The sequence below is a fragment of the Bradyrhizobium sp. USDA 4502 genome (assembly GCF_054063355.1).
In genome coordinates, this window is the sequence record NZ_JBSSGF010000001.1 from 8,564,761 (window position 1) to 8,591,258 (window position 26,498).

Consider the following 26,498-nt stretch of genomic DNA (forward strand, 5'->3'; position numbering starts at 1 on the left):
TACCGGCTTGCCAGCAGAGAACAGAGGCCGGGGAATTATATCGTGGACGAAATCGGCTGAATTTCGGCAGCCGCCTCAATTGGAAAGGCGGGAATTATGGTGTCTCGATGCCGGCGCGCGCCTGTTCCTGGACCATGAACTGGGCCCGCGCCAGTTCGGCAAAACGCCCGCCTTTCGCCACCAGTTCATCGAAAGTTCCGCTTTCGATCACCCGTCCCTGGTCGAACAGCAGGATGCGGGTGGCGTGGCGGATGGTGGACAGGCGATGCGCGATCACGAAGGTGGTACGGCCCTTCATCACTTCGTCGAGAGCGGCATTCACCTTGGCCTCGGTGACGGCGTCGAGGGCGCTGGTGGCCTCGTCGAGGATCAGGATCGGCGGATCCTTCAGCAGCGCACGCGCGATCGACAGCCGCTGGCGTTCGCCGCCGGACAGCATGCGGCCGCGCTCGCCGGCATGGGTATCGAACTTCTTTTCGCTGCGCTCGATGAAATCCAGCGCCTGCGCGCGCGCCGCGGCGGTGCGCAGCTCCTCGTCGGTCGCGTCGGGCTTGCCGACGCGCAGATTGTCGGCGAGCGAGCGGTTGAACAGCAGCGCCTCCTGGAACACCACGCCGATGTTTCGCCGCAGCGCCGTCAGCTTCAGCGCGCGTATGTCCATACCGTCGATCCTGATGATGCCCGATTGCGGATCGAACGCGCGATGCAGCAGCGCGATCGCGGTCGATTTGCCGGCGCCGGTCGAGCCGACCAGCGCGATGGTCTGGCCCGGCAAGGCGGTGAAGCTGAGATCCTCGATCGCCGGCCGCTTGCCGTCATAGGAGAACGAGACGTCGTCGAACTCGACGAGGCCGGACAGCCGTCCGGGATCGACCGCGCCGGGCCGGTCGCGCACCGCCGGCACCGCATCGAGCACGTCGAAGAACTCCTGCAGGCGCGGCGCTTCCATGAACACGTTGTTGATGAAGCTGACCACCTGCTCGAGCTTCTGGATCAGCATGGTGGCGAACGAGACGAACATCACGATCTCGCCGACCGTGGTGAGGTCCTGGTTATGCAGCGCGATGCCGACGGTGAAGATCGCGAGCACCGTGATCGTGGTCGAGGCGCGCGTGATCACGGTGACCAGCGCCCACCATGACAGCACCGGCATCTGCACCGCGAGCAGCTTGTCGGCGACGTAGCGCAGGCCCTGCACCTCGGAATCGATCCGCACGAAGCTCTGCACCAGCGCGACATTGCCGAGCGCGTCCGAGGCGCGCGCCGAGAGGTCGCTGTAATAGGCCTCGACCTCGCTCTGCATGCCGTAGGTCTTGCGCACCACCAGCGTGGTCAGCACGGTGAACACGACGCAGAGCCCGAACAGCAGGACCGCCAGCCGCCAGTTGATGTAGAGCGAGAGCGGCAGCAGCACGATCAGCGACATGATCGCGGCGAAATGCTCGCGGAAGAAGCCGAGCCAGAGCCGCCACAGCGCGTCGGTGCCGTTCAGCATCACCTTCATCAGCCGCCCGGAATGGGTGCCGGAATGGAAGGTCAGCGGCAGCTGAAGGATGTGCTCGAAATAATCGGTCAGCACCGCCTGGCGCTGGCGGTGCGCCAGCCGGTCGGCCTGCAGCGCCACGATCGCGCTGCAGCCGATCGTGAACAGGCCGAACGCCGCCCAGGCGACGAGCAGCGGCCATGCCGAGGAGGTCGCGAACAGCCCGGTGACCGGCCGGCCCGACAGCACGTCGACGATCTTGCCGAACAGCACCGGCTCGGCGAATTGCGCGCCGGCGAGCAGCACGTTGGCGATGGCCAGGATCCAGCCGAGCCGCGCCTCCTTGCCGAGCAGTTCGAGGACGCGGGTATAGAGGCGAAGCATGGACATGCCGGCGGCACTCGTCAGCGGTGGGCGCCCGATCAGGCGGGAATGCAATTTAATCAGGGTTCGCGATGCAGGGCCAGCGGTGACAGCGCGTCATGCTCAGGGTGAGGGTGATTGTGGCGAGCGGCTCCCTACGCCGTCGTCCTGGCGAAAGCCAGGACCCATAGCCACCGAATTTGATTGGGAGCGGGATAGTGGCCCCAGCGTCGCGCAACAACAAACGGCTGGGGTAATGGGTCCTGGCTTTCGCCAGGACGACGCTGAACATTTGGTGCCGCTTCGCTTGCTCTCAATTCACCAGGCGGCCGTCGATCGGCGGCAGGAAAGCCTCGTCGAAGATGTCGGCGGCGTGCGGCCGCTTCTGGAATTTGAAGTCCTCCGCGAGCTGGTCGACCGAGCGCTCGAAGCGCTCCGTCTCGATGCCGCCGATGCCGTCGCGCTTCACCTCGCTGGTCAGGATGTTGTCGCGGATGATGGCGTTCAGCCGCTCCAGCTCCAGATCGCGCGAGCCGCCATCCATCCGGCTCGCGACCTCGCCGGCGGCGCCGGCCGGATCCTTGATCGCGAGGTTGGTGCCGCCGATCGCCGCGCGCACGAATCCTTTCACCGCATCCGGCTTCGCGGCGGCAAGGCGCGGGCTGACGATCACGGCAAAGCCGTAGGCCTCGCAGCCATAGTCGGCGAAGCGCAGCACCGCGAGATCGTCGGCGGGCACGCCGCGATCGCGCAAATTGATCGCCGAGAGATAGGAGAAGCCGGTAACGGCATCGACCTGGCCGGCGGAGAGCATCGGCTCGCGCACCGCGGCGCTGATCGTGCTCTGCTTCACGCTCGACAGCTTGATGCCGTTCTGCTTCGCGACCGCGGGCCACAGCCGGATCGAGAGATCGCCCTCGGCGACGCCGAGGCTCTTGCCCTGCATGTCGCTCAGCGTCCTGATGCCGCGGCTCTTGCGCGCGATGATCGCATAGGGCGCCTGGTTGAACAGCACGAACACCGCCTTGACGGGCGCAGCACCAGGCTTGTCGCGAAAGCCGATCAGCGAGTTGATGTCGACGAGGGCGAAATCGCTCGAGCCGTCGGCGACGCGCGCGATGGCATCCGCCGAGCTGGTCGCGACGTTGGTGCCGACCGCAAGGCCCTCCGCGCTGAACAGGCCGCCGGTCGACGCCATCACGAATGGCGCGGCGGCGGCATCAAGCGGACGGTCGAGCGTGAACTGGATGGTGAGCGGCGGCGGCAGATCGCTGGCGCGCAGCGGCGTCAACACCGGCCACACGCCCCCCGTGAGGCCGATCATGCCGGCCAGTATCCAGCGGAGAACGGTGGTCCGACTTACCTGCATCATGACATCCGGGAGGCGAGACAAAGTGCCGCGCCGGCGCGCCTGCTTCATGACATCGAATGCGCCAGAGCAAGCGTCAATTTCAAGCGTTATTTGCAGGCATTTTGCCCCAGGCAAGGTGAACGGTCGATGACTGCCAGGCTTCGGCTTGCCATGTTTTCACCTCAGGTCGTTCAGCTTGCATTCGGTTTGGGGAACCTAATCTGGAGGCAGTGGGTTAGCTAACCAAGGCCCGTCGGGCCGGCTTCCACAAAGGATGACTGCAATGTTTGCGCGAAAAGGTGTTTTTTCGTCCATTGGCCGCGCAGCCACATTGGCAACGGTTGCCGCGGTGGCGTTGACGGCCGTCGAGCCGACGATGGCGTTCGCAGGCTCTGCTCAGACAGGCAAGGTGACCGCTGTGACGACGTCACAAGGCACGAGCGGCGCGACCGACATCAGTGCCCGCCGTCGCTACTATGGCGGCGGTGGCGCAGCGGCTGCGGCGGCGTTCGCCGGGATCGTCGGCACGGGCCTCGCGATCGCCGCTGCTCAGAGCCGCCGCGACTATTACGACTCCTACGGCTACTATGGTGGCCCGGGCTACTACGGTGGTCCCGTCTACTATGGTGGCGGCCCGGTCTATTATGGCGGCGGACCGTACTATGGTTACCGCGGCTATTACGGGCGCCGCTCGCAACTGCCGTATCAGCCGTACTGACGGCGGTCGGCGGTTCTCAGAACTGTCACAAAGCATCCAATCCACCGGCCGCGGCCCGGTGGATTTTTTCGTCGTCGCCGTTAACACGCTGGCGACGCGTTTCGATTAGGCTCGAAGCATGAGTGATTCGATCGAGCGGCTTTACCAGGCGGTGATCGCGGCCAAGGATCTTGATCCGGCTACGTCGCGCACGGCACGGCTGTTCCAGCGCGGCCCGGCCAAGATGGCCAAGAAGCTCGCCGAGGAAGCGATCGAAGTGGTGATCGACGCCGTGAGCGGCAAGTCGGATGCCGTCATTCGCGAAAGCGCCGACCTGTTCTACAATCTCGCCGTTCTCTGGGCGTCGGCCGGCGTGAAGCCGGAGGATGTCTGGCGCGAGATGGAGCGGCGCGAGCGGCTGCTCGGGATCGCCGAGAAGCTGCCGAAGTCGCCGGTCAAGCTGCCCAAACCCGCGCCGGTCCCGGTGGTTCGGCGCCGAATTGTCGCGCTGGAGAACCGGCTGCTCAAACGGTAGCCGTAAATCAACCAGATTCAGCTCAATCCCGGCATGGACAAATCCGCTCCATGATGGTTCATCGCGCCCATGTTGAAACGGATTTACGACTGGTGCGTCGACGCGGCCGACAAGCCCCATGCGCTGTGGATTCTCGCGGCCGTCGCCTTCGCTGAGAGCTCCTTCTTCCCGATCCCTCCCGACATCATGCTGCTGCCGATGTCGCTGGCGCGGCCGAAGCGGGCGTGGTGGTTCGCCGCGGTCTGCACGGCAGCGTCAGTTGCCGGCGGCGTGCTCGGTTATGCGATCGGCGCACTACTCTACGACTCGCTCGGGCAGTGGCTGATCCATCTCTACGGCCTCTCCGACAAGGTCGACGCGTTCCGCGCCTCCTACGCCGAATGGGGCGCCGTGATCATCCTGCTGAAGGGACTGACGCCGATCCCCTACAAGCTCGTGACGATCACATCAGGCTTTGCCGGCTACAACATCTGGCTGTTCATCCTGTGCTCGATCGTCGCGCGTGGCGGCCGCTTCTTCTTCGTCGCGGTGCTGCTCAACCGCTATGGCGATTTCATCCGCGCCGAGCTCGAGAAGCGGCTCGGCCTGTGGGTCGCGATCGGCGCGATCGTGCTGGTGCTGGGCTTTGTTGTCGCATTCAAGCTGATCTAGTGTGCTGAATGCGAAGTTCGTGCGATTTCGCGGCAGCCACTTTCACGAACTTCGCATTCATAAAGCACACTAGAATCATAAGTTTGCTAGTGTCCTTATCGAATCCGAAGTTCGCTCCGAAGGTGCGGCAAATGATGCGAACTTCGGATTCGGGACACTAGCGACCGACCGCTTGCGGCTTTGCCTGCGCGCGGCTTCGGGTTACGCTCAGCGCGATGGCTGATGGAATCGCGGACCTGCTCGATCCTGCCGGGCTCACGCTCGTCAGGCCCACGCGCGCAAGGGCGCGCATTGCGCTGTCGGGTCTTGTGCTGTCAGGTCTTGCGCTGTCGATGACGCTGACGACCCTCGACTACAGCCGGGCCCAGACAGCACCGCCGACGCTTGGCGTGCAGTCGCCGGCGCAGCAGCCGGTCGCGCCTTCGCAGCAGCAACAGATCGAGCTGCCGCCGGCGCCGGTCGAGCGCGAGAATCCCGGGCTGATCAATGAAATCGGAAAGCTGTTCGAGAAGTCGAAATCGGCGCTGCCGCCGCTGAAGAGCCCCGGCGAGACCATCAACGATTTGTCGAACATCGCGCGCCCCTCGACGGTGGTGACCGGACGCGCGGCCTGCGTGGTGGCCTCGAACGGTGCGCCGGACTGCAAGATCGGCGCCGACCGGCTGTGCCAGAGCAAGGGGTTTCGGGAAGGCAAGGGCATCGATACCGACGCCTCCGAGAAATGCTCGCCGCTGGTCTATCTGCCGGGCCACAAGCGCGGCCCGAACGACTGCAGGACGGAAAATTTCGTGACACGGGCGGTCTGCCAATAGCGACGGCCAGGCTTTGCGTCTGGGATGCCAGGCGCCCGCGAAAACACGGTTTCAGGATGAGGATTTGTCATCCTTTTTGCAGCGCCAAAACGCAATACTTGACACTGGAAAGATTGCCTTGTTGGTATGACGGTCAGCATTCGAGATCAACCAACGACCAACGCTTGAGGATCCGCTTCAAATGTCCATGCCTGCTCTGTTCAAGGGCCGCCTGTCTCTTCCCGTGATCGGGGCGCCGCTGTTCATCATCTCCGTGCCCGACCTCGTTATCGCGCAGTGCAAGGCCGGCGTGGTCGGCTCGTTTCCGGCGTTGAACGCGCGGCCGCCGGAGCTGCTCGACGAATGGCTGTACCGGATCAAGGAAGAGCTCGCCGCCTATGACAAGGCGCATCCGGAGCGGCCGTCGGCGCCGTTCGCGGTGAACCAGATCGTGCACAAGTCGAACAACCGGCTCGATCACGACATGGCGCTTTGCGAGAAGCACAAGGTGCCGATGATCATCTCCTCGCTCGGCGCGCGCGAGGAGCTCAACCAGGCCGTCCACGGCTGGGGCGGCATCGTCTTCCACGACGTGATCAACCAGAAGTTCGCGCACAAGGCGATCGAGAAGGGCGCCGACGGCCTGATCCTGGTCGCGGCCGGCGCCGGCGGTCACGCCGGCACGCTGTCGCCGTTCCCGTTCGTGTCGGAGACGCGGCAATGGTTCGACGGGCCGATCGCGCTGTCGGGCACCATCTCCAACGGCCGCGCCATCCGCGCCGCGCGCATCATCGGTGCCGACTTCGCCTATATCGGCTCGGCCTTCATCGCGACCAAAGAGGCAAACGCGGTCGAGGGCTACAAGGACATGATCACCAATTCGTCCGCCGAGGACATCGTCTACTCCAACCTGTTCACCGGCGTGCACGGCAATTATCTGAAGCCGTCGATCGTCGCGGCCGGCATGGATCCGGAAAACCTGCCGACCTCCGATCCCTCGAAGATGAGCTTCGGCACCGATGCATCCGGCGAGCGCGCCAAGCCGAAGGCCTGGAAGGAGATCTGGGGCTCGGGCCAGGGCGTCGGCAGCATCTCCAAGGTGGTGCCCGCAGCCGAGCTGATCGCCCGGTTCAGGAAAGAGTATGAAGACGCGGTCGATCCGGCGCTCGCCTGATGGAGCCGATCTTTCGCGTTGACGGCGACCGCGTCGTCACCAGTCCTGACGCCGCGGGTCCGTGGGATCCGCGGATGCAGCACGGCTCCGCACCGGCAGCGCTGGTGGTGTGGGCGGCCGAAGCCCTTCCGACGCCGGTGCCGATGCGGATCGCGCGCGTCACCATCGACCTGATGCGCCCGGTGCCGGTGGCGCCGCTGACCGTGCAGAGCGAGGTCCTGCGCGACGGCCGCAAGATCCAGCTCTGTGGCGTCAGGCTGCTTGCCGACGGCGTTCTCGTGGTTTCGGCCACGGTGCTCAAGATCAAGCAACAGACCGCCGAATTGCCGCCTGACATCGCCCCGCTTGCGGTCGATCTGCCGGGGCCCGACGAAAGTATGATCGAGCCGGGCAACCTTGCGAACAGTCCGTTCGTGAAGTGCATCTCGATGCGGGCCGCGCGCGGCCGCTTCGGCGTGATGGGACCTGGTGCGATCTGGTTCCGCGTTGACCGCCCGCTGATTGCGGGCGCCGCCGTCTCGCAGGCGATGCGGGCAGTGGTTGCCTCGGACTTCTCCAACGGCACCTCGCCGGCGCTCGATTTCAGCCAATGGACCTTCATCAACGCTGATCTCTCGGTGAGCCTGGCGCGCGAGCCGGTCGGCGACTGGATCCTGCTCGACGGCCAGTCCTGGATCGGGCCCGACGGCGCCGGGCTTGCAATGTCGCGGCTCGCCGATCAGCGCGGCTATTTCGGCCAGGCGGTCCAGAGCCTGGTCATCGAGCGGCGCTAGGACGCGCTCGTTGATCCTGCGGCCACGGCCGAGGGACAGTCCCAAGCGACTGCCCCTGCGGCAAAAATAACTCCGCTTCCCGGGAACGGTTGGCGGCAGGTGCGAGTTTCGCTCCCGTTAGGGGGTCCCATGATGCGTATTGATCCCGCCGCCGGCATCGTGGCCATGGCCGTCCGGCGGTTGTGTGATGTGCCGGACGGTGTCGACGCCCGGCCGCCGCAGGGACAGACGCGATGAAGCCTGGTCCGTCCTCGGAACGCGCGGTCATCCTCGCCGCGAGCGAGCGGGACGCCGTCAAGACTGCCCACCTGATCAAGGAAGCTGGCTATTACGCCAACATCTGCGGTGATCTCGCCGAGCTCGAACGCCAGATCGCAAGCGGAGCGGGCCTTGCCATCATTGCCGACGAGGTGATCAGTGCCGCCGATCTCGCCGGCCTGACGCACTGGCTGAACGAGCAGCCGTCATGGTCGGATTTTCCTATCGTACTGATCAGCGAGAAGGGGGGACCCGAGCGCAATCCCGAAGCCGCGCGGCTCGGCCGGGCGCTCGGCAATGTCACCTTCATCGAGCGGCCGTTTCATCCGACCACGCTGGTAAGCCTGGTCGCCGCGACGGTGCGCGGCCGCCGCCGCCAATACCAGACCCGTCAGATCCTCGAGGATCTGACCGAGAGCGAAGGTCTGCTGCAGACCGCGCTCAATGCCGGTCATCTCGGCGCGCTCGAGCTTCACCTGCCGGATTTCGAGCTCGAGGCGTCGCCGACCTGCAAGACATATTTCGGGCGCAGGCCGGGCGATACCTTCACCTATCAGGATCTCCTGGCCGCGGTGCATCCCGACGACCGCGCGCGCCGGAGCGAGATCGTCGAACAAACGTTGCGCACCGGCTCGGATTATCAGATCGAATACCGCAACATCTGGCCCGACGGCACCGAGCACTGGGTTGACGTGCGCGCGCGTGCGGTGCGTCGGCCCGACGGCGGCATCCGCTCGCTGGTCGGCGTTTGCTCCGACATCAGCGCACGCAAGACCGCGGAGATCGAGCGCGAGGCATTGCTGGCGCAGCTTGCCGCCGAGCGCACCGCACTCGCCGAACTCACCGCGACGCTGGAGCAGCGGGTCGAGCAGCGCACCGCCGACCTGATGAAGGAGGTCGCGGCGCGCGAGCGGGCGCAGGAACAGCTCCGCCATGCCCAGAAGATGGAGGCGATCGGCCAGCTCACCGGCGGCGTCGCGCACGACTTCAACAATCTGCTGATGGCGGTGATGGGCAATCTCGATCTGCTGCGCAAGCGCTTGCCGGAGGACCCACGCCTGCGTCGGCTGGTCGACGGCGCATTGCAGGGCGCCGAGCGCGGCGCGTCGTTGACGCAGCGGCTGCTGGCATTCGCGCGGCAGCAGGATCTGCGCGCGGTGCCGGTCGATCTCGGCGCGCTGGTGCGCGATATGAGCAATCTGCTCGAGCGCTCGCTCGGACCGCGCATCATGCTGCGGCTCGACATTCCCGAGGGGCTGCCGCTTGCCTGCGTCGACAGCAACCAGCTTGAGCTCGCGGTGCTAAACCTTGCGATCAATGCGCGCGACGCGATGCCGGATGGCGGCGTGATCGAGATCCGCCTCGCGGCCTGGCAGGCGAAGAATGATCCGGCGCTGCAGCCTGGCGACTATTTGAAGCTCTCGGTGATCGACAGCGGCACCGGCATGTCGCCGGACGTGCTGAAGCGCGCGATCGAGCCGTTCTTCTCGTCGAAGCCGGTGGGCAAGGGCACCGGGCTCGGCCTGTCGATGGTGCATGGGCTCGCCGAGCAGCTCGGCGGCGAGCTGGAGCTGTCGAGCGCGGTCGGCAAGGGCACCACGGCTGCACTGGTGCTGCCGGTTGCAACGGCGGTGCCGGAGGTCGAGAGCCCGGCGCCTGCAGCGCAGACGGTCAAGCGCTCGGCGGTGATCCTGCTGGTTGACGATGATCCGTTGATCGCGATGTCCACCATGGAAATGCTGGAGGACCTCGGTCACCGCGTGATCGGCGTCAATTCCGGACCGCAGGCGCTCGAAATCCTCAGGAGCGACCAGGAGATCGACCTGATGATGACCGATCACGTGATGCCCGGCATGACCGGCATCGAACTCGCCGCCGCTGCGCGCAAGGTGCGGCCGCAGCTTCTGGTGCTGCTCGCCACCGGCTATGCCGAACTGCCCGACGGCACCCAGGTCGACCTGCCGCGGCTGGCCAAGCCCTACCACCAGGATCAGCTGCGCGACCGGCTCGATCAGTTGCTCGGGCAGGGCACCGGTCAGCAAGCTGCTGCCGCCAGCGCCGACAGTCTCGCCACGCCTTCCACTCTGTCCCCGTCACCCTGAGGAGCCGCGAAGCGGCGTCTCGAAGGGCGCCGGCCCGGCTGCTGCCGCAAGCGGAGATAGCGCAAGCTGAAACATCGGGGCCGTGCATCCTTCGAGGCTCGCTCCGCTCGCGCCTCAGGGTGACGGTGCGCACAGCTCCATCCGCGTCATTGCGAGCGAAGCGAAGCAATCCATAGCCCGGCAGGTCGGAGAGATGGATTGCTTCGTCGCTTCGCTCCTCGCAATGACGGCGGAGCAAAAGCGTCACAACCTCTCAGGATGACGGGACCAGCAATCGTCGTGCGAGCATCCTACCCCACCATGCGGTCGCGGCCGCTCCAGAAGCGCGCCTTCAGCACCTTCTTGTCGACCTTGCCGACGCCGGTCATCGGCAGCTCCTTGACGAACTGGATCTGCTTCGGCGCGTGCGCCGAGCCCTTCTTCGCCTTCACCAGTCCGATCAGCTCGTCGGCGTCGGGCGCAGCGCCCTCGCGCGCGACCACGACTGCGGTGACGGCCTCGCCCCATTTGTCGTCGGGCACGCCGACCACGGCGACCATCGCGACGTCGGCGTGTTGCGACAAGACATCCTCGACTTCGCGCGGGAAGATGTTGAAGCCGCCGGAGACGATCATGTCCTTCTTGCGGTCGAGGATGAACATGTAGCCGCGCTCGTCCATGCGCGCGATGTCGCCGGTGTGCAGCCAGCCGCTCTTCAGCGTCTCCGCCGTGATGTCGGGCCGTTTCCAGTATTCGGCCATCACATGCGTGGCGCGCACGCAGATCTCGCCGGCCTCGCCGGTCGCGACCTCCTCGTCGTCCTGATCGAGGATCTTGACCTGGCAGGCGGCGATCGGGAAGCCGCAGGACAGGAACAGGTCCGGTGTCTTCGGGTCATGATCCGCCTTGCGCAGCACCGAGACCGGATAGCATTCGGTCTGGCCATAAAGCTGCGAGAACACCGGGCCGATCCGCTCGATGCCTTCGACCAGCCGGCTCGGCGACATCGCGGACGCGCCGTAGAGCAGGAGTTCGAGCGAGGAGAGGTCGGTCTTGTCGAGCGCGGGATGATCCAGCATCACATAGATCATGGTCGGCACGAACAGCGTGAAGTTGATCTTCTCGCGCGCGATGGTCGTGAACACGGCCTCCGGATCGAACCCTTTCAGCATGTGCACGGTGCCGCCGCGCATCAGCGTCGGCAGCACTTTGGTGCCCGCGACATGGCTGATGGGGGCCACGGTGAGGTAGCGCGGCGTCTCCGGAATCTCGAAATCGGCGAGGATCGCGGCGGCGAAGCCGCCATATTCGCGGTGATAGCGCAGCGCGCCCTTGGATTTGCCGGTCGTGCCACCGGTGTAGTTCAAGGTCGAGATGTCGTCGGCGCGGGCGAAACTCTTCGCGCTTGCGCTGCCGGCGTCCCCAGCCACCTGCAACAGGTCGGCGCCGTAATCCGCCGGGCCGAGCGTGAACACGGTCTTCAGGCCCTGCGCCTTCGCCGTGAGCTAGCCGCCGCGATCGCGAAACGTGATGCCGTCGACGATCAGCATCTGCGCTTCGGAATCCTCGATCTGGAACAGCTGGTCGTCGAGCGAGCCCAGCGGATGCAGCCAGGTGATCGCGAGCCGCGACAATTGCGCGGCGACGCCGGCGCACCAACTGTCGGCGCGGTTGGCGGTGAGCAGCGCGACGCGGGTGCCAGGCGCAAAGCCGAGCCGCATGAACACGCTCTGCATGCGTCCGATCAGGTCGGTCGCGCCCTGATAGCTGAGCGAGCCGCCCGGCCATGCGAAGGCGGTGCGCGATGGATAGCGCGCCAGCGCCCGCAGGGTCTGTTCGCACACCGCCGGAAATGCATAGAGCGGATTGCTCATCTGGTTGTCCCTCCCGCCTTTGTCTTTGGCTTTTGTCGTGCCAATGTTGGCGGCAACGCTAACACAATGACGATGGGAAGAAACAACTTGTCCGCCGATCCTCTCGCGCGTTTTCGCGGTCGCCTGCGGCTGCCGCTGATTGCAGCACCGATGTTCCTGGTTTCCGGTGTCGAACTGGTGGTAGCGGCCTGCCGCAACGGCGTGATCGGTTCGTTTCCGACGGTGAATTGCCGTGAGACGGAACAGCTCGATGCCTGGCTCGGCGACATCGCGCGCCGCCTGCAGGCGCATGCCGACGCCAGCGGTAGAGCCGCGGCGCCGATCTGCCCGAACCTGATCGTGCATCGCTCCAACACGCGGCTGGCCCAGGATCTCGCCGTGCTGCTGCGGCACAAGCCCGAGCTTGTGATCACCTCGGTCGGCTCGCCCGCGCCGGTGCTTGGCCCTCTGCACGATGCCGGCGCGCTGGTGTTCGCCGACGTCGCCTCGATCCGCCATGCCGAGCGCGCAGCAGCAGCCGGCGCCGACGGGCTCGTGCTGCTCACTGCGGGTGCGGGCGGCCAGACCGGCTGGCTCAATCCGTTCGTGTTCGTCCGCGCTGTGCGCGGCTTCTTCGATGGACCGATCGTGCTTGCCGGCGGCATCAGCGACGGCCACGCGCTCCGCGCCGCAGAGGCGCTCGGCTGCGACCTCGCCTATATGGGCACCAAGTTCATCGCGACGCGCGAGAGCATGGCGGACGGCAGGTACAAGCAGATGCTGGTCTCTTCCACCGCCGACGACGTCATGCTCACGACGGCGTTCACCGGCCTGCAGACCAACATGCTGCGGCCCTCGATCGAGGCCGCCGGTCTCGATCCCGACGACCTGCCGGCACGCGGTGCGATCGACATCGGCAAGGACATCGACATCGGCGCCCGCGAAAGCCGCCCCAAACGCTGGCGCGATATCTGGAGCGGCGGTCATTCCACCTCAGGGGTGACCGGGGTGCTCGGCGTCGACGAACTCGTGGCGCAGACGATCGCGGAGTATGAGGCGGCGAGCGCGCGGGTGCGGCTCTAGAGTCGCTGCTTTGACGCGTTCTCTTCGCGCCAACCGGTGCTCGAAACCGCGCTGGTTCGCGAAATAGCAGCACTCAAATCCCGCCCATCCGCTTAACGCGGCATTAACCATGCCAGTCCCAACAATAGCGTCACGGGCCGCCACGGCTGGTCGCCCGGTAGTTTGTGGGAATGCGACATGGCTTTTGAGCCGCTCTCCAAGACCCCGGCATCACTCGACGAGCTCCGGACCCGGGTGTTTTACGCCCTGCAGCGGCATCCGCTGTGCCGTCAGGTCGAATTCGACATTGTCAGCACGCCGCGCACCCGCCGCACCAACTGGACGGTCAGCATGCACACGGTCCAGCCCGGCGCGCTCTGGACGGCGCATGAGATCGTCGCCGATATCCAAGAGGCCTATGAGCTCGACGTCGCGGCCTGATTTTCCGGCCGTTTCGGGACAATTTCACCTATTTGGCGTCGTCACGGCACGGTACCGCCGCATTTCGCGCGCAGTTTGCGGTGACACCGGCCGGCAATGGAGTAGTTTTTGACCAGAGCCATCACCCTCGCCGCGCTGACATGCTTCCTCCTCGCGGGCGCCGCGGTAACAGCCATTTTGGGCCGTGACAGCCTGCCGGCGGCGCAGGCCGACATTGGACCGGTCGCCAATCGTGCCAGCAAGCAGGACAAGCTCGCCGTCTCGACGCTTGCCGCGGCCTCGTTTGAGGCGCCCCAGCCGATTGAGCCTCCCGCCAATCCGTCTCCGCTCCTGTTACGGGCCCAAGCCGCGATTCCGGGCGCGACTGACACGGTGCGCCAGGCCTATGCCTCCGTCGAGCCGACCGATGTCGGCCTGCCGAAGATCACCGACCCCGTCGATGCGGCTCAGCCGAAGATCGCCGAACCCGCGCCGGTCGCCCCGGCGCCGCCGAAGCCCAAGGCTGCGGCCAAGCCGGCGCCGCAGAAGAGCTACGCCCTGCTGAGCGACGCCCAGATCGCCGGCATCAAGGACCGGCTGAAGCTGTCGTCGTCGCAGGAATATTACTGGCCGGCGGTCGAGGCCGCATTGCGCGCCGTCGCCCGCAAGATCCACGCCAAGCGCCAGGGCGATCCCGCATCCGGCAGCATGCCGATCGATCCGGACTCCGAGGAGGTCCAGCAGCTGAAGTCGGCGGCGATGCCGCTGCTGTTCCAGCTCCGCGAGGATCAGAAGAACGAGGTCCGTTCGCTGGCGCGCCTGATTGGCCTCGAACGTGTCGCTGCGATGATCTGAGCGGCAGGGTCCGGCCGAAGCGGATCTGCGCTCCTTGTGCTCTAGCGGGCCTCCAGCGGCCGCAGCTTCTCCACCTTACCCTGGGTTTCGACGAGCAGCTGTTTCATGAAGTCCTTGTTGCGCTTCAGCCAGGGCTCGAGCGTCTGCCTGACGTCGCTTGGCGACTTCTTCTCGATGGCTTGCGCCAGCCGGGTCTGAAACGTCCCCCAATCCTTGAACATCTCCTTCAGCAGCGCATCGTCGGAGATGTTGATCGCCGACTTGATGTCGCCGACGGTTTCGAGCTCGCGCATATTGCCCTGTCGCAGGCGGCAGACCACCAGCCTGCTGAGTGACATTCTCGAGGATGCCAGGCGGCCGCCATTGGATCGGCTGCGTTCGTTGGTGCGCGCCTTCATCCGCTCCGAATGCGAGGAGGCCGCGGTGCGCGTCGCGCTCAGCGACGCCGCGCCGCTCTATCGCGATGCGCCCGAGGCGCGCGCGGCACGGGCATCGGGCGAGCGCATCGTCGAAGCGTTCATGCGCGCGGCATCGCCGAAAGCGTCCGGCGCGGTGCGCGCGATGGCCGGCGATTTGATCACGACGACGCTGAGCACGGTGGGCAAGGATTTTTCCGAGAGCCCGCGAACGCCCGCCGAGATCGCGACCTATGCCGACGCCATGGCCGACATGTTCTGCGCGTATCTGAGGAGTCTCGGAAAGCGCTGAAGTTCACAGATAGTGCTTGGCGACCAGCAGAAACCCGAGCACGCCGCCGGTCACAGCGAAAACCGTCACGCCATTGCAGAGACTGACGTAAGCGGCCGACCAGTAAGAAACAGTCTGAGCGGCCGTCGCAACTTTTTTCGACTTCTGGGGCAAGCCAATTGGCTCCTGAAAAAGGCGCCGCCATCTGGTCAACACAGATGACGGCGCCCGTCTGAGGGCTTCAGGGCGAAACCCTGCTGCAGCGTAAGGTGCGATCATGAACGGTTCGTATACCGCCCGGCTGTCGCAAGCTCGCATGTCAGCTGAAGCGTCGAGGTTCCCTAAAGCATCACCCGGAAAAGTGCGCAGCGGTCTTCCGAAAAGATCATGCTCAAACAAGAGGCCAAAGCGCGATGACGATTCGACCCAATCTCATCGCGCTTTAGAACGAAGCGTAGGCATTTCGAAATGCGATGGCGCCGGCCAGCGAGCGCGGCCGCGTGCGCACGGCATGCCCGTCGTTGCCGCTCTGCACGATCCACTGGCCGTTCTCCTGACCCACGATCTTGCCGACGTGGTGACGCCAAACCACGATGGTGCCGACCGAGGGGCCGCCGGCATTGGTGCCGTAGCTTGCCCAGGATCGGGCCAGATTGAATTGCGGACCGGGATCGCTGCCGACCTGGGTGCGCATGAACCAGCCGCACCACGCAGCTGGGCGACCGGAATGTGCAGAGTGCCGATGGTGATGGTGACGGCCGCGGGCTTCGGCAGTTGAAGCGAACGCCAAAAGAACCGCCACAGCGGCGAGAAGTTTACGCATTACAAAGTCCTTCTTGCTGTTGGCAGACCATCCATGTTGTGGGGGGAAGCGCAGCGATGATCTGCGATTGGCTTGCGAAGCGACCGCATCGGTCAGGCGACGCATAACGAAGGCGGGGCATGGCCCGCGCAGGCGTTTAAGAAACGGGCTATGGCCAAAATATGGCCGGTACGTCCCGTCAGGCGGCCGCGACACTGCCGAAGACGTCAGGCTTGGTCCGCGCAATGGCTGCTAATTTGATCACCGCGGTTGTGCTCTCGGACAGCGACGCGTTGTCGAGCCGGCCAGCCTAGGATCGGCTGCCGATCGTGAGTCAGTGCGGTGTGGTGATTGTAAACAGTCCGTCTTCGCTTTCGCGTTGCTCGAGCTTCGCCGGACACGCTTCGCCCTTGCAGGCTTCGCGGCCGCGCCACGCGAAGCCTGCAAAGGCGAAGCGTGGTGCACCATTCAGAATACAAATGCGCAATCTACCTAATTTAAATACCTGTATAATTCTGCTGCGGACAAGGTCGACACGTTTCCGACCTATCGCTTGGTCTTGTGAAGGACCAATTTGCCCTGCGAAGCGACATCACCCCACCTGGCGGACCAATTGAGTTCCGAGGCGGAGGGTCGCTCAATGCCTTTCTGATCCCAAGCTCCCTGTAGCGCAAATAGAGCCCCTTGGGGATCGGCACATCGCAAGATCCAGCAACCGTCGGGCAACTCGATTGGACCTTGGAGGACCCGGCCCCCGCCAGCATCAACGCGCTTGGCAGCCGCACCGATGTCGTCGACATTGAAGTAATAGAGCCAGCAGGGTTGCGATACGCTCGGAAGTTTGGTGAGCATTCCGCCGATCGTCTGGCCGGCCGCCGAAAACAATTCGTACAGGTCGGCCGGCCCGGTTTCAGCGTGAGCCTTCTGCCAGCCAAGAAGCTCGCCGTAAAACGGGAAGATCTTGTTCCGGTCTTCAGCCAGCAACTCGTGCCAGCCCACGCGTCCAGGCTCGTCCAATCCGCTGGGTTGCCGTTGGCCATATGTCAGCCCGGAAACCAGTGCAAACGTCGCTCCTTGCGGATCGGCGACCACCGAAATTCGGCCAATATTGCTGGCGGTCGGCGTTACCAGAATGGCGCCCCCACGACGGCGGATCTGCACGGCTTTCGCATCCACGTCATCGACGGCGATGTAGCCGACCCATCTCGGCCTCGCTCCCAATCGCAGCCCCTCTTCCGGGAGATGCATGAGTCCAACTGCCGGGGCGTCGCCTGCAGTAAGCAGCGTATAGGCGAATTCCGGAGTCGACGCATCTTCCACCGCCCAGCCGATGACCTTGCCATAAAAATCAGCTGCTGCCGGCATGTCCGTCGTCAGCAACTCATACCAGGCGAAGCGTCCGAGTTGATCGACCAAGCTAATTTCCCCGTTCAAGCGGGCCGACGATTGCGCACTGCATCAAATTGCACCCGTTGCAATCCGCTCCACGGGCGCGGATTGTCGATTTAATCGACCAAATTGCGCGATATCGTTCATGAAGATGAATGCAATCAGAACGAGCTCTATTACATTTTGTGTATACCGTAATTCTTGTCTGCCTCGTTCGCTCGGCGTAAGATCGTGCTTCGGAAGTCCTTTCTTCCAAACTTGGAGGATGCGGCCATGCAGCGGGCGAAGCAAGCTTCGAGAAAGAAGCGAACGACCAACGCCGCGGTACCGGCGCTGGGATTAGCCGGTCTGACTTTTTCGCTCGCGGGCAGCGCATATGCCTCCGCCGTGCCCTCCGGCGACGTTCAACACAAGCCGAACTTCGCGCCGGGCCATATGACGACGCTCAGTGAGGAAGAACTCGCCGACGTCAGTCTCGCCACCTTCCACCTCAATCTCATCGACGATGAAAGCGTCGGAGGCCGCGTGCTGCTCGCGCGGGGATGCGGTGGTTGCCGTGGCTGCGGAGGCGCCAGAGGTTGCGGAGGCTGCAGGGGTTGCGGAGGATGCAGGGCCTGCAGAGGCTGCCGCTGCGGTGTCGGTTGCGGTGGATGTGGCGGCTGCGGCGTTGGTTGGATCGGCGTAGGCGTGCCATTGGTCTCATGCGCAGGCTGCTGTGCATCCTGGGGCCGCTGCCGCTGGTGCTAGCGCTCACTGACTGGGCGTCGGCACGTCGCGATTTCATTGGCCGGGCGCCCGAACGACCCGGCCAATTTTTTGCTTTCGTTATACATTCGCCGCGCCTGGCTGATCAGCTTGCCGACGGTGGGCGAGTGTGATCCAAATTGCTCGCAGAATGCCGGTGGCCGAACGCGGCGCACAAGTCGCGCAATGCCATGGTTTGCCGCGCTCCGGCGATCGGAAGTGACTGCAACAGGATCAGCGTGCCGCCCCGATGACAGTCAATGGCAAGAGCCGCACCGCGAGGCAGAGCCGCAAGGGCATTTTGCGATTCGCGCCGAACTTTACCGCTTATGTGATTCCTCCCGATGTGGTCTGCCTCTACTCCGAGAACCGCAAATTCTTCCTGCATGGTGATCTCTATTGTGCGGTGGCCGCGGCGATCGGCAAAAATGGTAAGGCTGCACCAGAGATCGTTCGGCAGCTCTCAAAGAATTTTCCCGCCGACAAGATCGAGGAAGCGATCAGGCGGCTGCTGGAGCGCCGATATGTCGTAAGCGGAGCGCCGCACGCGTTCGCAGGCGCCGTCGATGGATATTGGGCGAGTCTCGGCCTGCCCCCAGAGGTCGCAAAACAGAATCTCCGCGATTGCCCCGTGCGGGTCGAAGCCATCGATGTCAAAGGCGCCAACGAACTTGCCGCGGCCTTGAGCAAGCTCGGTGTTCGGATCACCAAGCGGTCGCCCAAGCTCACGATCACACTGGCGAACGACTATCTTGACCGGCGGCTCGTCGAATTGAACGGAAAGCGCTTTGGCGATGGGACGCCCTGGCTGCTGGCGCAGCCGTCCGGCGTGTTTCCGCTGGTGGGACCCGTGTTCAAGCCGGGCGAGAGCGCCTGCTGGACTTGCCTGTTCGATCGCATGATACGCAATCGGGAGATCAAGGGATTTCTCGATCGCAGAGCGGCGCAGGTGGTCGCCGTATCGCCCCTGGTCGGCGACGCCGTCGGACAGATCGGCATCCACTTCGCTGCTGTTGAAATTGCAAAAGCGATTGCCTCGGGATTTCGTACCGATCTGCGCGATCACATCGCAAGCTTCGACCTGACCGGTGCCGTCATTGCCAAGCATTACGTCGCGCGACGCCCGCAGTGTCCTACCTGCGGCAGCAGGAAGCTGCAGAGTCCGCGCCGGGCGGCAGCGCCGATCGAGATCGCGGAGGGCGGAAAGCTCGTCATGACCAGCGGCGGTTACCGCGCCGTGACGTCGCGAGCCACCGTAGCACGGTTCCGCAAGCACGTCAGTCCGCTGACCGGCGTCGTCTCGCGGCTCGAGCGGATCGAGGCCGATCTGCCGATGAACACGAACTTTTTCGCCTACCACAATTTCTCGGCGCCGGCCTGGAACGTCGACCAGCTCAGATCCGGATTGAGCGGCGGCAGCTTCGGCAAGGGCTCCACAGCCGAGCAGGGCGAGGCCAGCGCGTTGATGGAGGCGATCGAGCGCTATTCGGGTATTTTCCAGGGCGACGAGATCAGGACGAAGCGCCGCTTTGTCGATTTCGCTCCCGGCGCCGCTCTTCTTCCCAACGAAGTACAGCTTTTCAGCAACGCGCAGTTTCAAAACAGACATACCTCGCAGCCGGACGATTCACATCTGGTGCCTGAGCCGCTCGATCCCTCGACCAAGACGGAGTGGTCGCCGGTCTGGTCGTTACGGGACAAGCGTTTCAAACATCTTCCAACGGGCCTCTTGTACTTCTTCTATGGCGGCTTCCACACGGATTCCAACGGATGCGCGGCCGGCAACACCCGGGAGGAAGCCATCGTTCAAGGCTTCCTCGAACTGGTCGAACGCGACGCCTACGCGATCTGGTGGTACAACCGGCTGCAACGTGCAGAAGTCGACCTCGCGCAATTCGAAGATCCCTATGTGCGGGATCTGCAAGCCCAGCTTGCCGATGCGGGGCGCAGGCTTTGGGTGCTCGACATCACCAGCGATCTCGGTATTCCCTCTTACGTGGCGATCATCCATTGGATGCAGAACGGACACGAAAATATCGAATTCGGTTCCGGCTCACATTTCGATCGCCGCATAGCCCTGCTGCGTTCCCTCACCGAACTGACCCAGTTCATGTCGATTGGCATGATGGGCGGCGGAAGTGGCGAGAAGCCGACGCTGGACGGTGTCACGCCGCTGCGACTGGACGATTATCCGTTCCTGATCCCCAGCGACAATCCGATCGTGCCGTCGGCGCCGAGCCTCAAGGTTCACGACAACGCGCGCGACCAGGTCAATGCCTGCATCGAGATTGCCACCGGCGCGGGATTTGATTTCCTCGTGCTCGACCAGACGCGGCCCGATGTCCAGGTGCCCGTCGTCAGAGTGCTCGTTCCGGGGTTGCGACATTTCTATCGCCGCTTCGCGCCCGGCCGACTTTACGATGTTCCGATGAAGCTCGGATTGCTGAATCGTCCGCGACTGGAAAGCGAGCTCACGCCATTCCTTCCACACACCTGAAGGCTGGCTCGTTGCGCAACTTCCGGAAAACGAAGCTCAGGAAGATCGCACCCGTCATCGTCGCCCGATTGAACGGTCGTTGCTCCCTTCACATGCAGGCGGACGGAAGCATCGCTGCAGGCTTGGGCGGCTACTCGATCAATCTGGGACAATTCAGTGCGGCAGCGGTCGACCGTGCGGGACATCTCACCAGCGGCCTGCCGCTCGCCTCCTTTGCGGGCAAAGGCGTCCTCGCGAGGCAGGTTCATGCCCTCGTGCGGCGACTGGCAGGGCACGGACTTCTCGAATACCGCCTATACTCTCCGCGTGACGAGCAAGACCTTGTGGTCATCGAGCCGCAGGTCGCCGAATACTGGCCACAACGTGCAAAGCTGGGGAACGGTGATACCATTGTGCTGTCGCGCTTCGCTTATCTACGCCGGCGCGGCAGCGAGATGGTGCTGGAATCGCCGCGCGCCGGCGCGCTGTTTCGGATTTTCGATCCCGCCATCGCTGCCACCCTCGCTGCCCTGTCGCGGCCTCAGAAGATCAGCAAGCTTCGCCGCCATGCGGCCTCCGCCAACCTCGATCTGCTCGGATTGCTGCTCGACAGCAAGATGCTGATCAAGCTCAATGCGAAAGACGGCGACGGCCTTCGGGTGAATGAAGGCGACGGCAATCTCGTTCTCTGGGACTTCCACGATCTCGTGTTTCATACGCGGAGCACGGAGGGCCGGCACACCAATCCAGTTGGCGGCGCGTTCACCCATGCGGGCGTCGTTCCACCGCTACCCGCGGTGCGCCCGCCTTGGCCCGGCAAGAAGATCGACCTCGGCAAATTCTCCACGTCGGGGTCGGTCTCGCACTTCGCGAAGCTGTTGCGCGAACGCCATTCAATACGAGATTTCGACGACCAGCATCCGGTCACGCTCGCCGAGCTCGCGCAGTTTCTCGACACGACAGCCCGCGTGCTGTCGGAATGGAAGATCGGCGCAGATTTTGACGGCGGTCCCGAGGTCACCTACAGCGCAAGACCCTATCCGTCGGCAGGCGGCGCGTATGAGCTGGAACTATACTTGGCGGTCTTGAACTGCGGGGAGCTTGCACGTGGACTTTACCACTATGACGCGGGCAGCCACGCGCTTGTCGCGATCGACACCTCCGCCCAACAACTCCAAGCGCTTTCTACGGCGGCCGAGTTTGCCATGGACGCATCCGGTTCACCGCAGGTCTTGATCACGATCGCCGCGCGCTTTGGGCGGATCTCCTGGAAATACAGCTCAATCGCATATTCGTTGATCCTGAAGGACGTCGGCAACCTGATCCAGACGTTCTATCTGACGGCGACCGACATGGGCCTTGGTGGCTGCGCAATCGGCACCTGCAACATCGATCTGTTTGCAAAAATGACGGGGCTTGAATTCCACGTGGAGGGCCCGGTCGGTCAATTCGCGCTCGGACGCGGCAGGAAACCGGCCCCCTCTAGCTAAAGGGGAGGTCTTTCGAATGTTTACGGCCTGGATCGCACGCGAATGGCGCCCAGCGGCGGGATTCGGCTTCGCCCTTCGGGCTACGCCGGGACGAGCCTTCGTGCGGATGGCTTGTCGGCTACGGCTGCGCTGAATGGTGCCCCTGGCCGGAATCGAACCAGCACTCCTTGCGGAACTCGATTTTGAGTCGAGCGCGTCTACCAGTTCCGCCACAGGGGCATTCGCAACGGTCCCGGCCGGGAAGGCCGGGGTCGCGAAGCGCGGCGGACTATAGCGGGCGGCCCGTCATGGTCAACCCGCGCGGGCGGGATGTCCCGCGCCCCGGCAGCGGAATTTCCGGTGGGTGTGACCCCGAGGACGACGCAAGGCCGTTGCCGTCCGTATGGCAGTCACGGAAGAGTTTGCCCGGCGGCGGCAGCCGCTGCCACCGTCCCCAAGCCTGGCCGCGGCTGCGGCAACCTACTTCGAGACGGAGGCGCGAGCGTAACGGTATTGTCCGGTTCGTCGATCTCGATGAACGCACGGGGCACTTGAAGCAAGGGGCACTTGAACATGGTGTGGGGATGGAACGAGCGCAGCCAATTCGGCGACTTCTTCCCGAACGGCGACTATGTGGGCTGGGAGGAAGGCCTCAAGCAATATTTCGACGAGCAGATGTCTGCGGAGCAAAGGGCGGCGCTGAACGACTGGCACGTCGCTTACATCGGGGAGGTGGCTCGCAAGTTCAGGGAGGACAGTGGCCTGCTCGAGCCGCACGAACGTCCGTTGGAATTCAGGATGGAGGATTCACGCAAATCGCTCGGATCGCTGCTGCATTTGACCAACGGCGTCCGTGCCGTCGATGCAACCTTGCACGCGATCATCGAGAAGCTGGAGCCGGGCGTGCACCAGTTCTGGCCGCTACGGATCACCACGCCGAAGGGCAAGGACTACCCCGTTCCGTATTACGGCATCATCGTCCGCCGTTACATCGACAGCTTCGTGCCGGAACAAAGCGCCGTCCATCAGGTGTCGGAGGGATCGACGGCGTATTTTGCAAACAATCCCACGAAAAAGGGCTATGGCAGTCTGACGGTCTTGAAGCGTGTCAGCGTCGGCGCCCATCTCTGGCATGAACGCAGGCTGCTCAATCCGAGCCTTTTCTTTTCCGATGAGCTGCAGGCGGCGATGACCCAGTGGGGCCTGCGCGTTCCCACGCATCACCGACTGAACGCGATCTGACCGCGGCGGACGGCGGCCGTCACGGTCAACCCGCGCGGATGTGATTGTCCCGCGCCTCGACAGCGGTATTTTCACGCGATACGACCGCAATCGACGACCTTGGAGCAGGGCCCATGACCCTCCCGAACGATGCTCCCCGGAGGACCGACGTGACGATTGCCACCGCCCATCCGTCGCATGCTTCCGCCGCCGGCAATCCGGCGCTGACCTCGTCGCTGGCGATTGCCGTGATCGCGGCGGCGACCCTGGCCGGCGCCTGGTTCTTCCAGCTCGTGCTGGAGATCATGCCTTGTCCGCTCTGCCTCGAGCAGCGCTATGCCTATTACCTCGCGGTGCCGCTCGGCGCCCTGGTGGCGCTCGCGGCCGCCCGCGGCGCGCCGCGTCCGGTGCTGCTCGCGGGCCTTGCGATCCTCGGCCTCGCCGCGCTCGCCAATGCCGGGCTCGGCACCTATCACGCCGGTGTCGAATGGGGGTTCTGGCCGGGGCCGACCGATTGCACCGGCCCGATGGTGGATTTCGGCAAGGCCGGCTCGCTGCTGGACCAGCTCGACAAGGTGAAGGTGGTGCGCTGCGACGAGGTGCAGTGGCGCTTCCTCGGCATCTCGCTGGCCGGTTACAACGTGCTGATCTCGCTCGTGATGGCCGCGATCGCCGGTTGGGGCGTGATGAAGGCCGCGAGGGCCTGAGGTCGGGCCGTACGGTTTTCTCGTTATCCGTCATGCCCGCGCAAAGGCTTCGCCTTTGCCGCTGGAGGAGGCCGCGAAGCGGCCCTCTCGACGCATGGACGGGCACCAGCCGGGCTGTTCATCCTTCGAGACGCGCGGAGCCTGTCATCGGGCCGCGCTTCGCGCGGACCCGGTGGCGCTCCTCAGGATGACGGGACAAAGGGGGCCTAATCGTCGACGTCGTCCTGCGGCCGGCCGAACAGATGGATGATGCCCGGCGTCGAGATGGTGACGAACAGGAAGCGCGACAGATGATGCGCGCCGACGAAGATCGGGTCGATGTGCAGCGTCAACGCCAGCGCCAGCATCGCGTCCATCGCGCCCGGCGCGAAGGCGACCACGACGTCGGCGAGCCGCACATGGGTGGTGAAGCCGATCACCGCGACGAACACGGCCGAGATCAGGATGGCAATCGCAAACGAGCCGAGCCCGGCATTGACGTGACTGAGCAGCGTCGAGGTCTTCATCCGCGCGAAGCGGGTGCCGATGATGGCGCCGATGCCGACCAGCGCGACGTTGCGGAGCCAGGGCGGCAGGCCGCCATCGACCAGCCCGGAGCCGTGCAGCAGGCTGGAGGCGAGCATCGCGCCGAACATCCAGCTGGCGGGGAATTTGATCCAGCGCAGCAGCAGCGAGACGCCGATCGATAAGGCGACCAGCGCGACGAGGCCGAACGGCGAGGCGACCGTCGTCGGCAATGGCGGCGGCGCTGCATGCGTCACCCCGGTCAGCGCCAGCACCAGCGGCAGCGCCGCGGTCAAGATGATCACGCGCATGGTCTGCACCACCGCGATCGCCGCGACGTCGGCGCCCTTTTCCGCGGCGAGGATCGTGATCTGCGACAGCGCGCCCGGGCTGCCGGCAAGGAAAGCCGAGGTCTGGTCCCAGCCATGGATGCGTTGCAGATAGAGGCTCGAGCCGAAGGTCGAGCAGAACGTCGCCAGCGCCAGCAGGCCGATGGTGAGCGGATAGGAGCTCACGTGCTGCAGCAATTGCTGTGACATCAGCGAGCCCAGGGAGATGCCGAGCAACAGCAGCACCGATTGCGTCAGCACCGCCGGCACCGCGAGCGGCCGTCCGGCCAATGCGGCGATCGCGACCGCGACCATCGCCCCCGAGATCAGGCCGCCCGGCAATTCTGCCCACAGAAACAGCAAGCCGCCGACGGTGCCGATGACGAGGGTCTCGAGCCCGTTCAGGACTTTGCTGCGGTCGGGAATGGCCGTTGCCATCGAAGCGCGGATCAGGGTCACGCCGCCTTATGGCAAATTCGCGTGAACGCGACAAATGCATCTCGCGATTGCAGCATTGCGCTCCGGCTCGCCTGGCGCACAGATTTTCACCCTTCGAAACGGGCCGGGGATTGCGATCAGTATCGCCACAAATTCGTCATGACGGGGCAGAAGCGCGAAGCGCGTCTTCGCGCAGGTGTCCCGGCCATCCACGCCTTTCCCACGCGCAATCCAACACGTAGATGCCCGGCACAAGGCCGGGCATCACGGGTTCGTCGAGGGATCGAGCGCAGTTGCGACTGCCCTCCCCGATGGGGAGAGCGAATCGCATCAAACCTGCCCGGATGTTTACTTCGTCGCCGCGGGCGCAGCGGCGGCGCCGCCCGACTTCTCCTTCTTGCACTCGGAGCGGAATTTCTTGCGCTCCTTGCCGTGCAGCCCCTTGGCGTCGGCTTCCTTCGAGCATTCCAGCGACTCGGCGGTGCGCGGCTTCTTCTCGGCCGGCGCCTTGGTCTCGGCCTTCGGAGCGGCGTCCTTGGCGGCGGGCGCGGCCGTTTGCGCGAAAGCTCCGCCCATCAGCAGCAGGGAGGCCAGGGCGGTTGCGGACGCGAGCGTGGAAATCGTCTTCATGGGGCACCTCGTGAGGGAAAGAGGGCCGAAACGTCGCGCGACGATGCTGAACCGTGGATGAACATGCAGCGGTCCCGCCGCCACAATATTTTAACGCGCAGGCGCGCAGGCGCGTTGTCGCAAGTCGGGGTTGCGCTAGGATAATGGTCTTACGCCAATGCTCCCCACGGGAAACCAACGGGAAACCAGGGATGACGGGAGACCAGCGATGACCATTCAAATCAGATTGTTGTGCGTGCTTGCGGTGTCGGGCTTTGCAGCCTTTGCGGCGAGCGCGCCGGCGCAGGCCCTGACCGCGCAGGAATGCAGCGCCAAGTACCAGGCGGCCAAGTCGGCCGGCACCCTCGGCGGCCAGAAGTGGAATGATTTCCGCAAGGCGCAGTGCGGCGCCGACGCGACCCCGGCTGCGGCGCCCGCCGCTCCGCCGCCGGCAGCCGCCGCGCCCGCTCCGGCCGCGCCGAAGGAAGCCAAGCAGGCGCCCGCCGCGGCACCGGCGGCGCCGGCAGGACCCGCCGTATTTCCGAACGCCATCGATCCCAAATACGCCAAGGAGTCCGAAGGCAAGGGACGCATGCACACCTGCGTCGACCAGTACAACGCCAACAAGGCCACCGGCGGCAATGGCGGCCTGAAGTGGATCCAGAAGGGCGGTGGCTATTACAGCGAATGCAACAAGCGCCTGAAGGGCGCCTGAGCGAGCCGACCGAGTCTGGCGAGCGGCCGGCGTAAGCCGGCCGCTTTCTGTTTGCACCGGC

At 64.6% G+C, this 26,498-nt stretch carries 23 protein-coding genes, 1 tRNA gene and 2 pseudogenes; 16 read left to right on the forward strand and 10 right to left on the reverse strand.

Going from position 1 to position 26,498, the window contains the following annotated elements:
- Nucleotides 1–94 precede the first annotated feature (94 nt).
- Nucleotides 95–1,873: a glucan ABC transporter ATP-binding protein/ permease gene (locus tag ACVW1B_RS39930; protein ID WP_225162952.1), complete on the reverse strand. Its 1,779-nt coding sequence runs from the start codon at nt 1,871–1,873 to the stop codon at nt 95–97.
- 286 nt (nt 1,874–2,159) lie between these two features.
- Nucleotides 2,160–3,215, reverse strand: coding sequence for an ABC transporter substrate-binding protein (locus ACVW1B_RS39935; protein WP_456777815.1), 1,056 nt, complete (start codon nt 3,213–3,215; stop codon nt 2,160–2,162).
- 265 nt (nt 3,216–3,480) lie between these two features.
- Between ACVW1B_RS39935 and ACVW1B_RS39940 the strand changes: the two genes are divergently transcribed.
- The 7 genes from ACVW1B_RS39940 to ACVW1B_RS39970 all read left to right on the forward strand — a co-directional run bounded on the left by ACVW1B_RS39940 (nt 3,481) and on the right by ACVW1B_RS39970 (nt 10,178).
- A complete protein-coding gene (locus ACVW1B_RS39940) occupies nt 3,481–3,915 on the forward strand; it encodes a hypothetical protein (RefSeq protein ID WP_253604604.1) in 435 nt (144 codons plus the stop codon).
- Nucleotides 3,916–4,033: 118 nt separating this feature from the next.
- On the forward strand, nt 4,034–4,429 hold the full coding sequence (gene hisE / locus ACVW1B_RS39945) for a phosphoribosyl-ATP diphosphatase (protein ID WP_456822899.1): 396 nt from the start codon (nt 4,034–4,036) through the stop codon (nt 4,427–4,429).
- A 69-nt stretch (nt 4,430–4,498) separates the two neighbouring features.
- Entirely contained in the window at nt 4,499–5,080 is a 582-nt protein-coding gene (locus tag ACVW1B_RS39950; protein WP_456777814.1) for a YqaA family protein, read from the forward strand.
- Nucleotides 5,081–5,295: 215 nt separating this feature from the next.
- Complete coding sequence (locus tag ACVW1B_RS39955; protein ID WP_310882945.1) at nt 5,296–5,892, forward strand: hypothetical protein; 597 nt, start codon at nt 5,296–5,298, stop codon at nt 5,890–5,892.
- Between the two features lie 181 nt (nt 5,893–6,073).
- Nucleotides 6,074–7,045 (forward strand): NAD(P)H-dependent flavin oxidoreductase, encoded by a 972-nt coding sequence (locus ACVW1B_RS39960; RefSeq protein ID WP_283064901.1) that lies wholly within the window; start codon nt 6,074–6,076, stop codon nt 7,043–7,045.
- Nucleotides 7,045–7,818, forward strand: coding sequence for a thioesterase family protein (locus ACVW1B_RS39965; RefSeq protein ID WP_310882947.1), 774 nt, complete (start codon nt 7,045–7,047; stop codon nt 7,816–7,818). The genes ACVW1B_RS39960 and ACVW1B_RS39965 overlap by 1 nt, the downstream gene beginning before the upstream one ends.
- 233 nt (nt 7,819–8,051) lie before the next feature.
- Complete coding sequence (locus ACVW1B_RS39970) at nt 8,052–10,178, forward strand: ATP-binding protein (protein WP_456777813.1); 2,127 nt, start codon at nt 8,052–8,054, stop codon at nt 10,176–10,178.
- 290 nt (nt 10,179–10,468) lie between these two features.
- Here ACVW1B_RS39970 and ACVW1B_RS39975 read toward each other — a convergent pair.
- Nucleotides 10,469–12,031: pseudogene (locus ACVW1B_RS39975) on the reverse strand (AMP-binding protein).
- Nucleotides 12,032–12,097: 66 nt separating this feature from the next.
- Here ACVW1B_RS39975 and ACVW1B_RS39980 point away from each other — a divergent pair.
- The 3 genes from ACVW1B_RS39980 (at nt 12,098) to ACVW1B_RS39990 (ending at nt 14,347) form a co-directional block, all read left to right on the forward strand.
- On the forward strand, nt 12,098–13,093 hold the full coding sequence (locus tag ACVW1B_RS39980) for an NAD(P)H-dependent flavin oxidoreductase (RefSeq protein WP_456777811.1): 996 nt from the start codon (nt 12,098–12,100) through the stop codon (nt 13,091–13,093).
- Between the two features lie 177 nt (nt 13,094–13,270).
- Nucleotides 13,271–13,513, forward strand: a complete 243-nt coding sequence (locus tag ACVW1B_RS39985; protein ID WP_225162945.1) for a hypothetical protein — start codon at nt 13,271–13,273, stop codon at nt 13,511–13,513.
- Between the two features lie 108 nt (nt 13,514–13,621).
- Nucleotides 13,622–14,347, forward strand: a complete 726-nt coding sequence (locus ACVW1B_RS39990; protein ID WP_456777810.1) for a hypothetical protein — start codon at nt 13,622–13,624, stop codon at nt 14,345–14,347.
- A 41-nt stretch (nt 14,348–14,388) separates the two neighbouring features.
- Here the strand turns inward: ACVW1B_RS39990 and ACVW1B_RS39995 are convergent, their stop codons facing one another.
- Nucleotides 14,389–14,685: a hypothetical protein gene (locus ACVW1B_RS39995; RefSeq protein WP_253610078.1), complete on the reverse strand. Its 297-nt coding sequence runs from the start codon at nt 14,683–14,685 to the stop codon at nt 14,389–14,391.
- On the opposite strand from ACVW1B_RS39995, the pseudogene ACVW1B_RS40000 reads away from it, so the two are divergent.
- Nucleotides 14,657–15,055 (forward strand): annotated as a pseudogene (locus ACVW1B_RS40000) (TetR/AcrR family transcriptional regulator); the annotation flags it as partial. The gene ACVW1B_RS39995 and the pseudogene ACVW1B_RS40000 sit on opposite strands and share 29 nt — an antisense overlap.
- Nucleotides 15,056–15,058: 3 nt before the next feature.
- Here ACVW1B_RS40000 and ACVW1B_RS40005 read toward each other — a convergent pair.
- The 3 genes from ACVW1B_RS40005 to ACVW1B_RS40015 form a co-directional block, all read right to left on the reverse strand.
- On the reverse strand, nt 15,059–15,313 hold the full coding sequence (locus ACVW1B_RS40005) for a hypothetical protein (RefSeq protein ID WP_141340215.1): 255 nt from the start codon (nt 15,311–15,313) through the stop codon (nt 15,059–15,061).
- 163 nt (nt 15,314–15,476) lie between these two features.
- Entirely contained in the window at nt 15,477–15,728 is a 252-nt protein-coding gene (locus tag ACVW1B_RS40010) for a C40 family peptidase (RefSeq protein WP_057016389.1), read from the reverse strand.
- Between the two features lie 654 nt (nt 15,729–16,382).
- On the reverse strand, nt 16,383–17,252 hold the full coding sequence (locus tag ACVW1B_RS40015) for a VOC family protein (protein WP_456777809.1): 870 nt from the start codon (nt 17,250–17,252) through the stop codon (nt 16,383–16,385).
- Between the two features lie 967 nt (nt 17,253–18,219).
- On the opposite strand from ACVW1B_RS40015, the gene ACVW1B_RS40020 reads away from it, so the two are divergent.
- Nucleotides 18,220–20,466 (forward strand): TOMM precursor leader peptide-binding protein, encoded by a 2,247-nt coding sequence (locus tag ACVW1B_RS40020; protein WP_456822900.1) that lies wholly within the window; start codon nt 18,220–18,222, stop codon nt 20,464–20,466.
- Between the two features lie 92 nt (nt 20,467–20,558).
- Nucleotides 20,559–21,935 carry a SagB/ThcOx family dehydrogenase gene (locus tag ACVW1B_RS40025; RefSeq protein ID WP_456823090.1) on the forward strand — a complete coding sequence of 459 codons (1,377 nt, stop codon included), beginning with the start codon at nt 20,559–20,561 and terminating at the stop codon, nt 21,933–21,935.
- Between the two features lie 134 nt (nt 21,936–22,069).
- On the opposite strand, the gene ACVW1B_RS40030 is transcribed toward ACVW1B_RS40025, so the two are convergent.
- Nucleotides 22,070–22,154 (reverse strand) — tRNA-Leu (locus tag ACVW1B_RS40030).
- Between the two features lie 393 nt (nt 22,155–22,547).
- On the opposite strand from ACVW1B_RS40030, the gene ACVW1B_RS40035 reads away from it, so the two are divergent.
- The gene (locus ACVW1B_RS40035) at nt 22,548–23,156 is read left to right on the forward strand and encodes an imm11 family protein (protein WP_456822901.1); all 609 of its coding nucleotides are present in this window, start codon (nt 22,548–22,550) and stop codon (nt 23,154–23,156) included.
- A 113-nt stretch (nt 23,157–23,269) separates the two neighbouring features.
- The gene (locus tag ACVW1B_RS40040) at nt 23,270–23,842 is read left to right on the forward strand and encodes a disulfide bond formation protein B (RefSeq protein WP_456777806.1); all 573 of its coding nucleotides are present in this window, start codon (nt 23,270–23,272) and stop codon (nt 23,840–23,842) included.
- A 206-nt stretch (nt 23,843–24,048) separates the two neighbouring features.
- On the opposite strand, the gene ACVW1B_RS40045 is transcribed toward ACVW1B_RS40040, so the two are convergent.
- Both ACVW1B_RS40045 and ACVW1B_RS40050 read right to left on the reverse strand, forming a co-directional pair.
- The gene (locus tag ACVW1B_RS40045) at nt 24,049–25,134 is read right to left on the reverse strand and encodes an AbrB family transcriptional regulator (protein WP_456777805.1); all 1,086 of its coding nucleotides are present in this window, start codon (nt 25,132–25,134) and stop codon (nt 24,049–24,051) included.
- Nucleotides 25,135–25,461: 327 nt separating this feature from the next.
- Nucleotides 25,462–25,743, reverse strand: coding sequence for a PsiF family protein (locus tag ACVW1B_RS40050; protein WP_168857374.1), 282 nt, complete (start codon nt 25,741–25,743; stop codon nt 25,462–25,464).
- 208 nt (nt 25,744–25,951) lie between these two features.
- On the opposite strand from ACVW1B_RS40050, the gene ACVW1B_RS40055 reads away from it, so the two are divergent.
- Complete coding sequence (locus ACVW1B_RS40055; protein WP_310882955.1) at nt 25,952–26,437, forward strand: hypothetical protein; 486 nt, start codon at nt 25,952–25,954, stop codon at nt 26,435–26,437.
- Nucleotides 26,438–26,498: the final 61 nt, after the last annotated feature.

Coding starts and splice junctions, on each gene's coding strand:
- ACVW1B_RS39970 (WP_456777813.1), top strand. CDS start 8,052: ATGAAGCCTGGTCCGTCCTCGGAACGCGCGGTCATCCTCGCCGCGAGC.
- hisE (WP_456822899.1), top strand. CDS start 4,034: ATGAGTGATTCGATCGAGCGGCTTTACCAGGCGGTGATCGCGGCCAAG.
- ACVW1B_RS39995 (WP_253610078.1), bottom strand. CDS start 14,685: ATGTCACTCAGCAGGCTGGTGGTCTGCCGCCTGCGACAGGGCAATATG.
- ACVW1B_RS39955 (WP_310882945.1), top strand. CDS start 5,296: ATGGCTGATGGAATCGCGGACCTGCTCGATCCTGCCGGGCTCACGCTC.
- ACVW1B_RS40020 (WP_456822900.1), top strand. CDS start 18,220: ATGACAGTCAATGGCAAGAGCCGCACCGCGAGGCAGAGCCGCAAGGGC.
- ACVW1B_RS40055 (WP_310882955.1), top strand. CDS start 25,952: ATGACCATTCAAATCAGATTGTTGTGCGTGCTTGCGGTGTCGGGCTTT.
- ACVW1B_RS40005 (WP_141340215.1), bottom strand. CDS start 15,313: ATGATCGCACCTTACGCTGCAGCAGGGTTTCGCCCTGAAGCCCTCAGA.
- ACVW1B_RS39950 (WP_456777814.1), top strand. CDS start 4,499: ATGTTGAAACGGATTTACGACTGGTGCGTCGACGCGGCCGACAAGCCC.
- ACVW1B_RS39965 (WP_310882947.1), top strand. CDS start 7,045: ATGGAGCCGATCTTTCGCGTTGACGGCGACCGCGTCGTCACCAGTCCT.
- ACVW1B_RS40025 (WP_456823090.1), top strand. CDS start 20,559: ATGCAGGCGGACGGAAGCATCGCTGCAGGCTTGGGCGGCTACTCGATC.
- ACVW1B_RS39930 (WP_225162952.1), bottom strand. CDS start 1,873: ATGTCCATGCTTCGCCTCTATACCCGCGTCCTCGAACTGCTCGGCAAG.
- ACVW1B_RS39980 (WP_456777811.1), top strand. CDS start 12,098: ATGACGATGGGAAGAAACAACTTGTCCGCCGATCCTCTCGCGCGTTTT.
- ACVW1B_RS40050 (WP_168857374.1), bottom strand. CDS start 25,743: ATGAAGACGATTTCCACGCTCGCGTCCGCAACCGCCCTGGCCTCCCTG.
- ACVW1B_RS39935 (WP_456777815.1), bottom strand. CDS start 3,215: ATGCAGGTAAGTCGGACCACCGTTCTCCGCTGGATACTGGCCGGCATG.
- ACVW1B_RS39960 (WP_283064901.1), top strand. CDS start 6,074: ATGTCCATGCCTGCTCTGTTCAAGGGCCGCCTGTCTCTTCCCGTGATC.
- ACVW1B_RS40040 (WP_456777806.1), top strand. CDS start 23,270: ATGACCCTCCCGAACGATGCTCCCCGGAGGACCGACGTGACGATTGCC.
- ACVW1B_RS39985 (WP_225162945.1), top strand. CDS start 13,271: ATGGCTTTTGAGCCGCTCTCCAAGACCCCGGCATCACTCGACGAGCTC.
- ACVW1B_RS40010 (WP_057016389.1), bottom strand. CDS start 15,728: ATGCGCACCCAGGTCGGCAGCGATCCCGGTCCGCAATTCAATCTGGCC.
- ACVW1B_RS39940 (WP_253604604.1), top strand. CDS start 3,481: ATGTTTGCGCGAAAAGGTGTTTTTTCGTCCATTGGCCGCGCAGCCACA.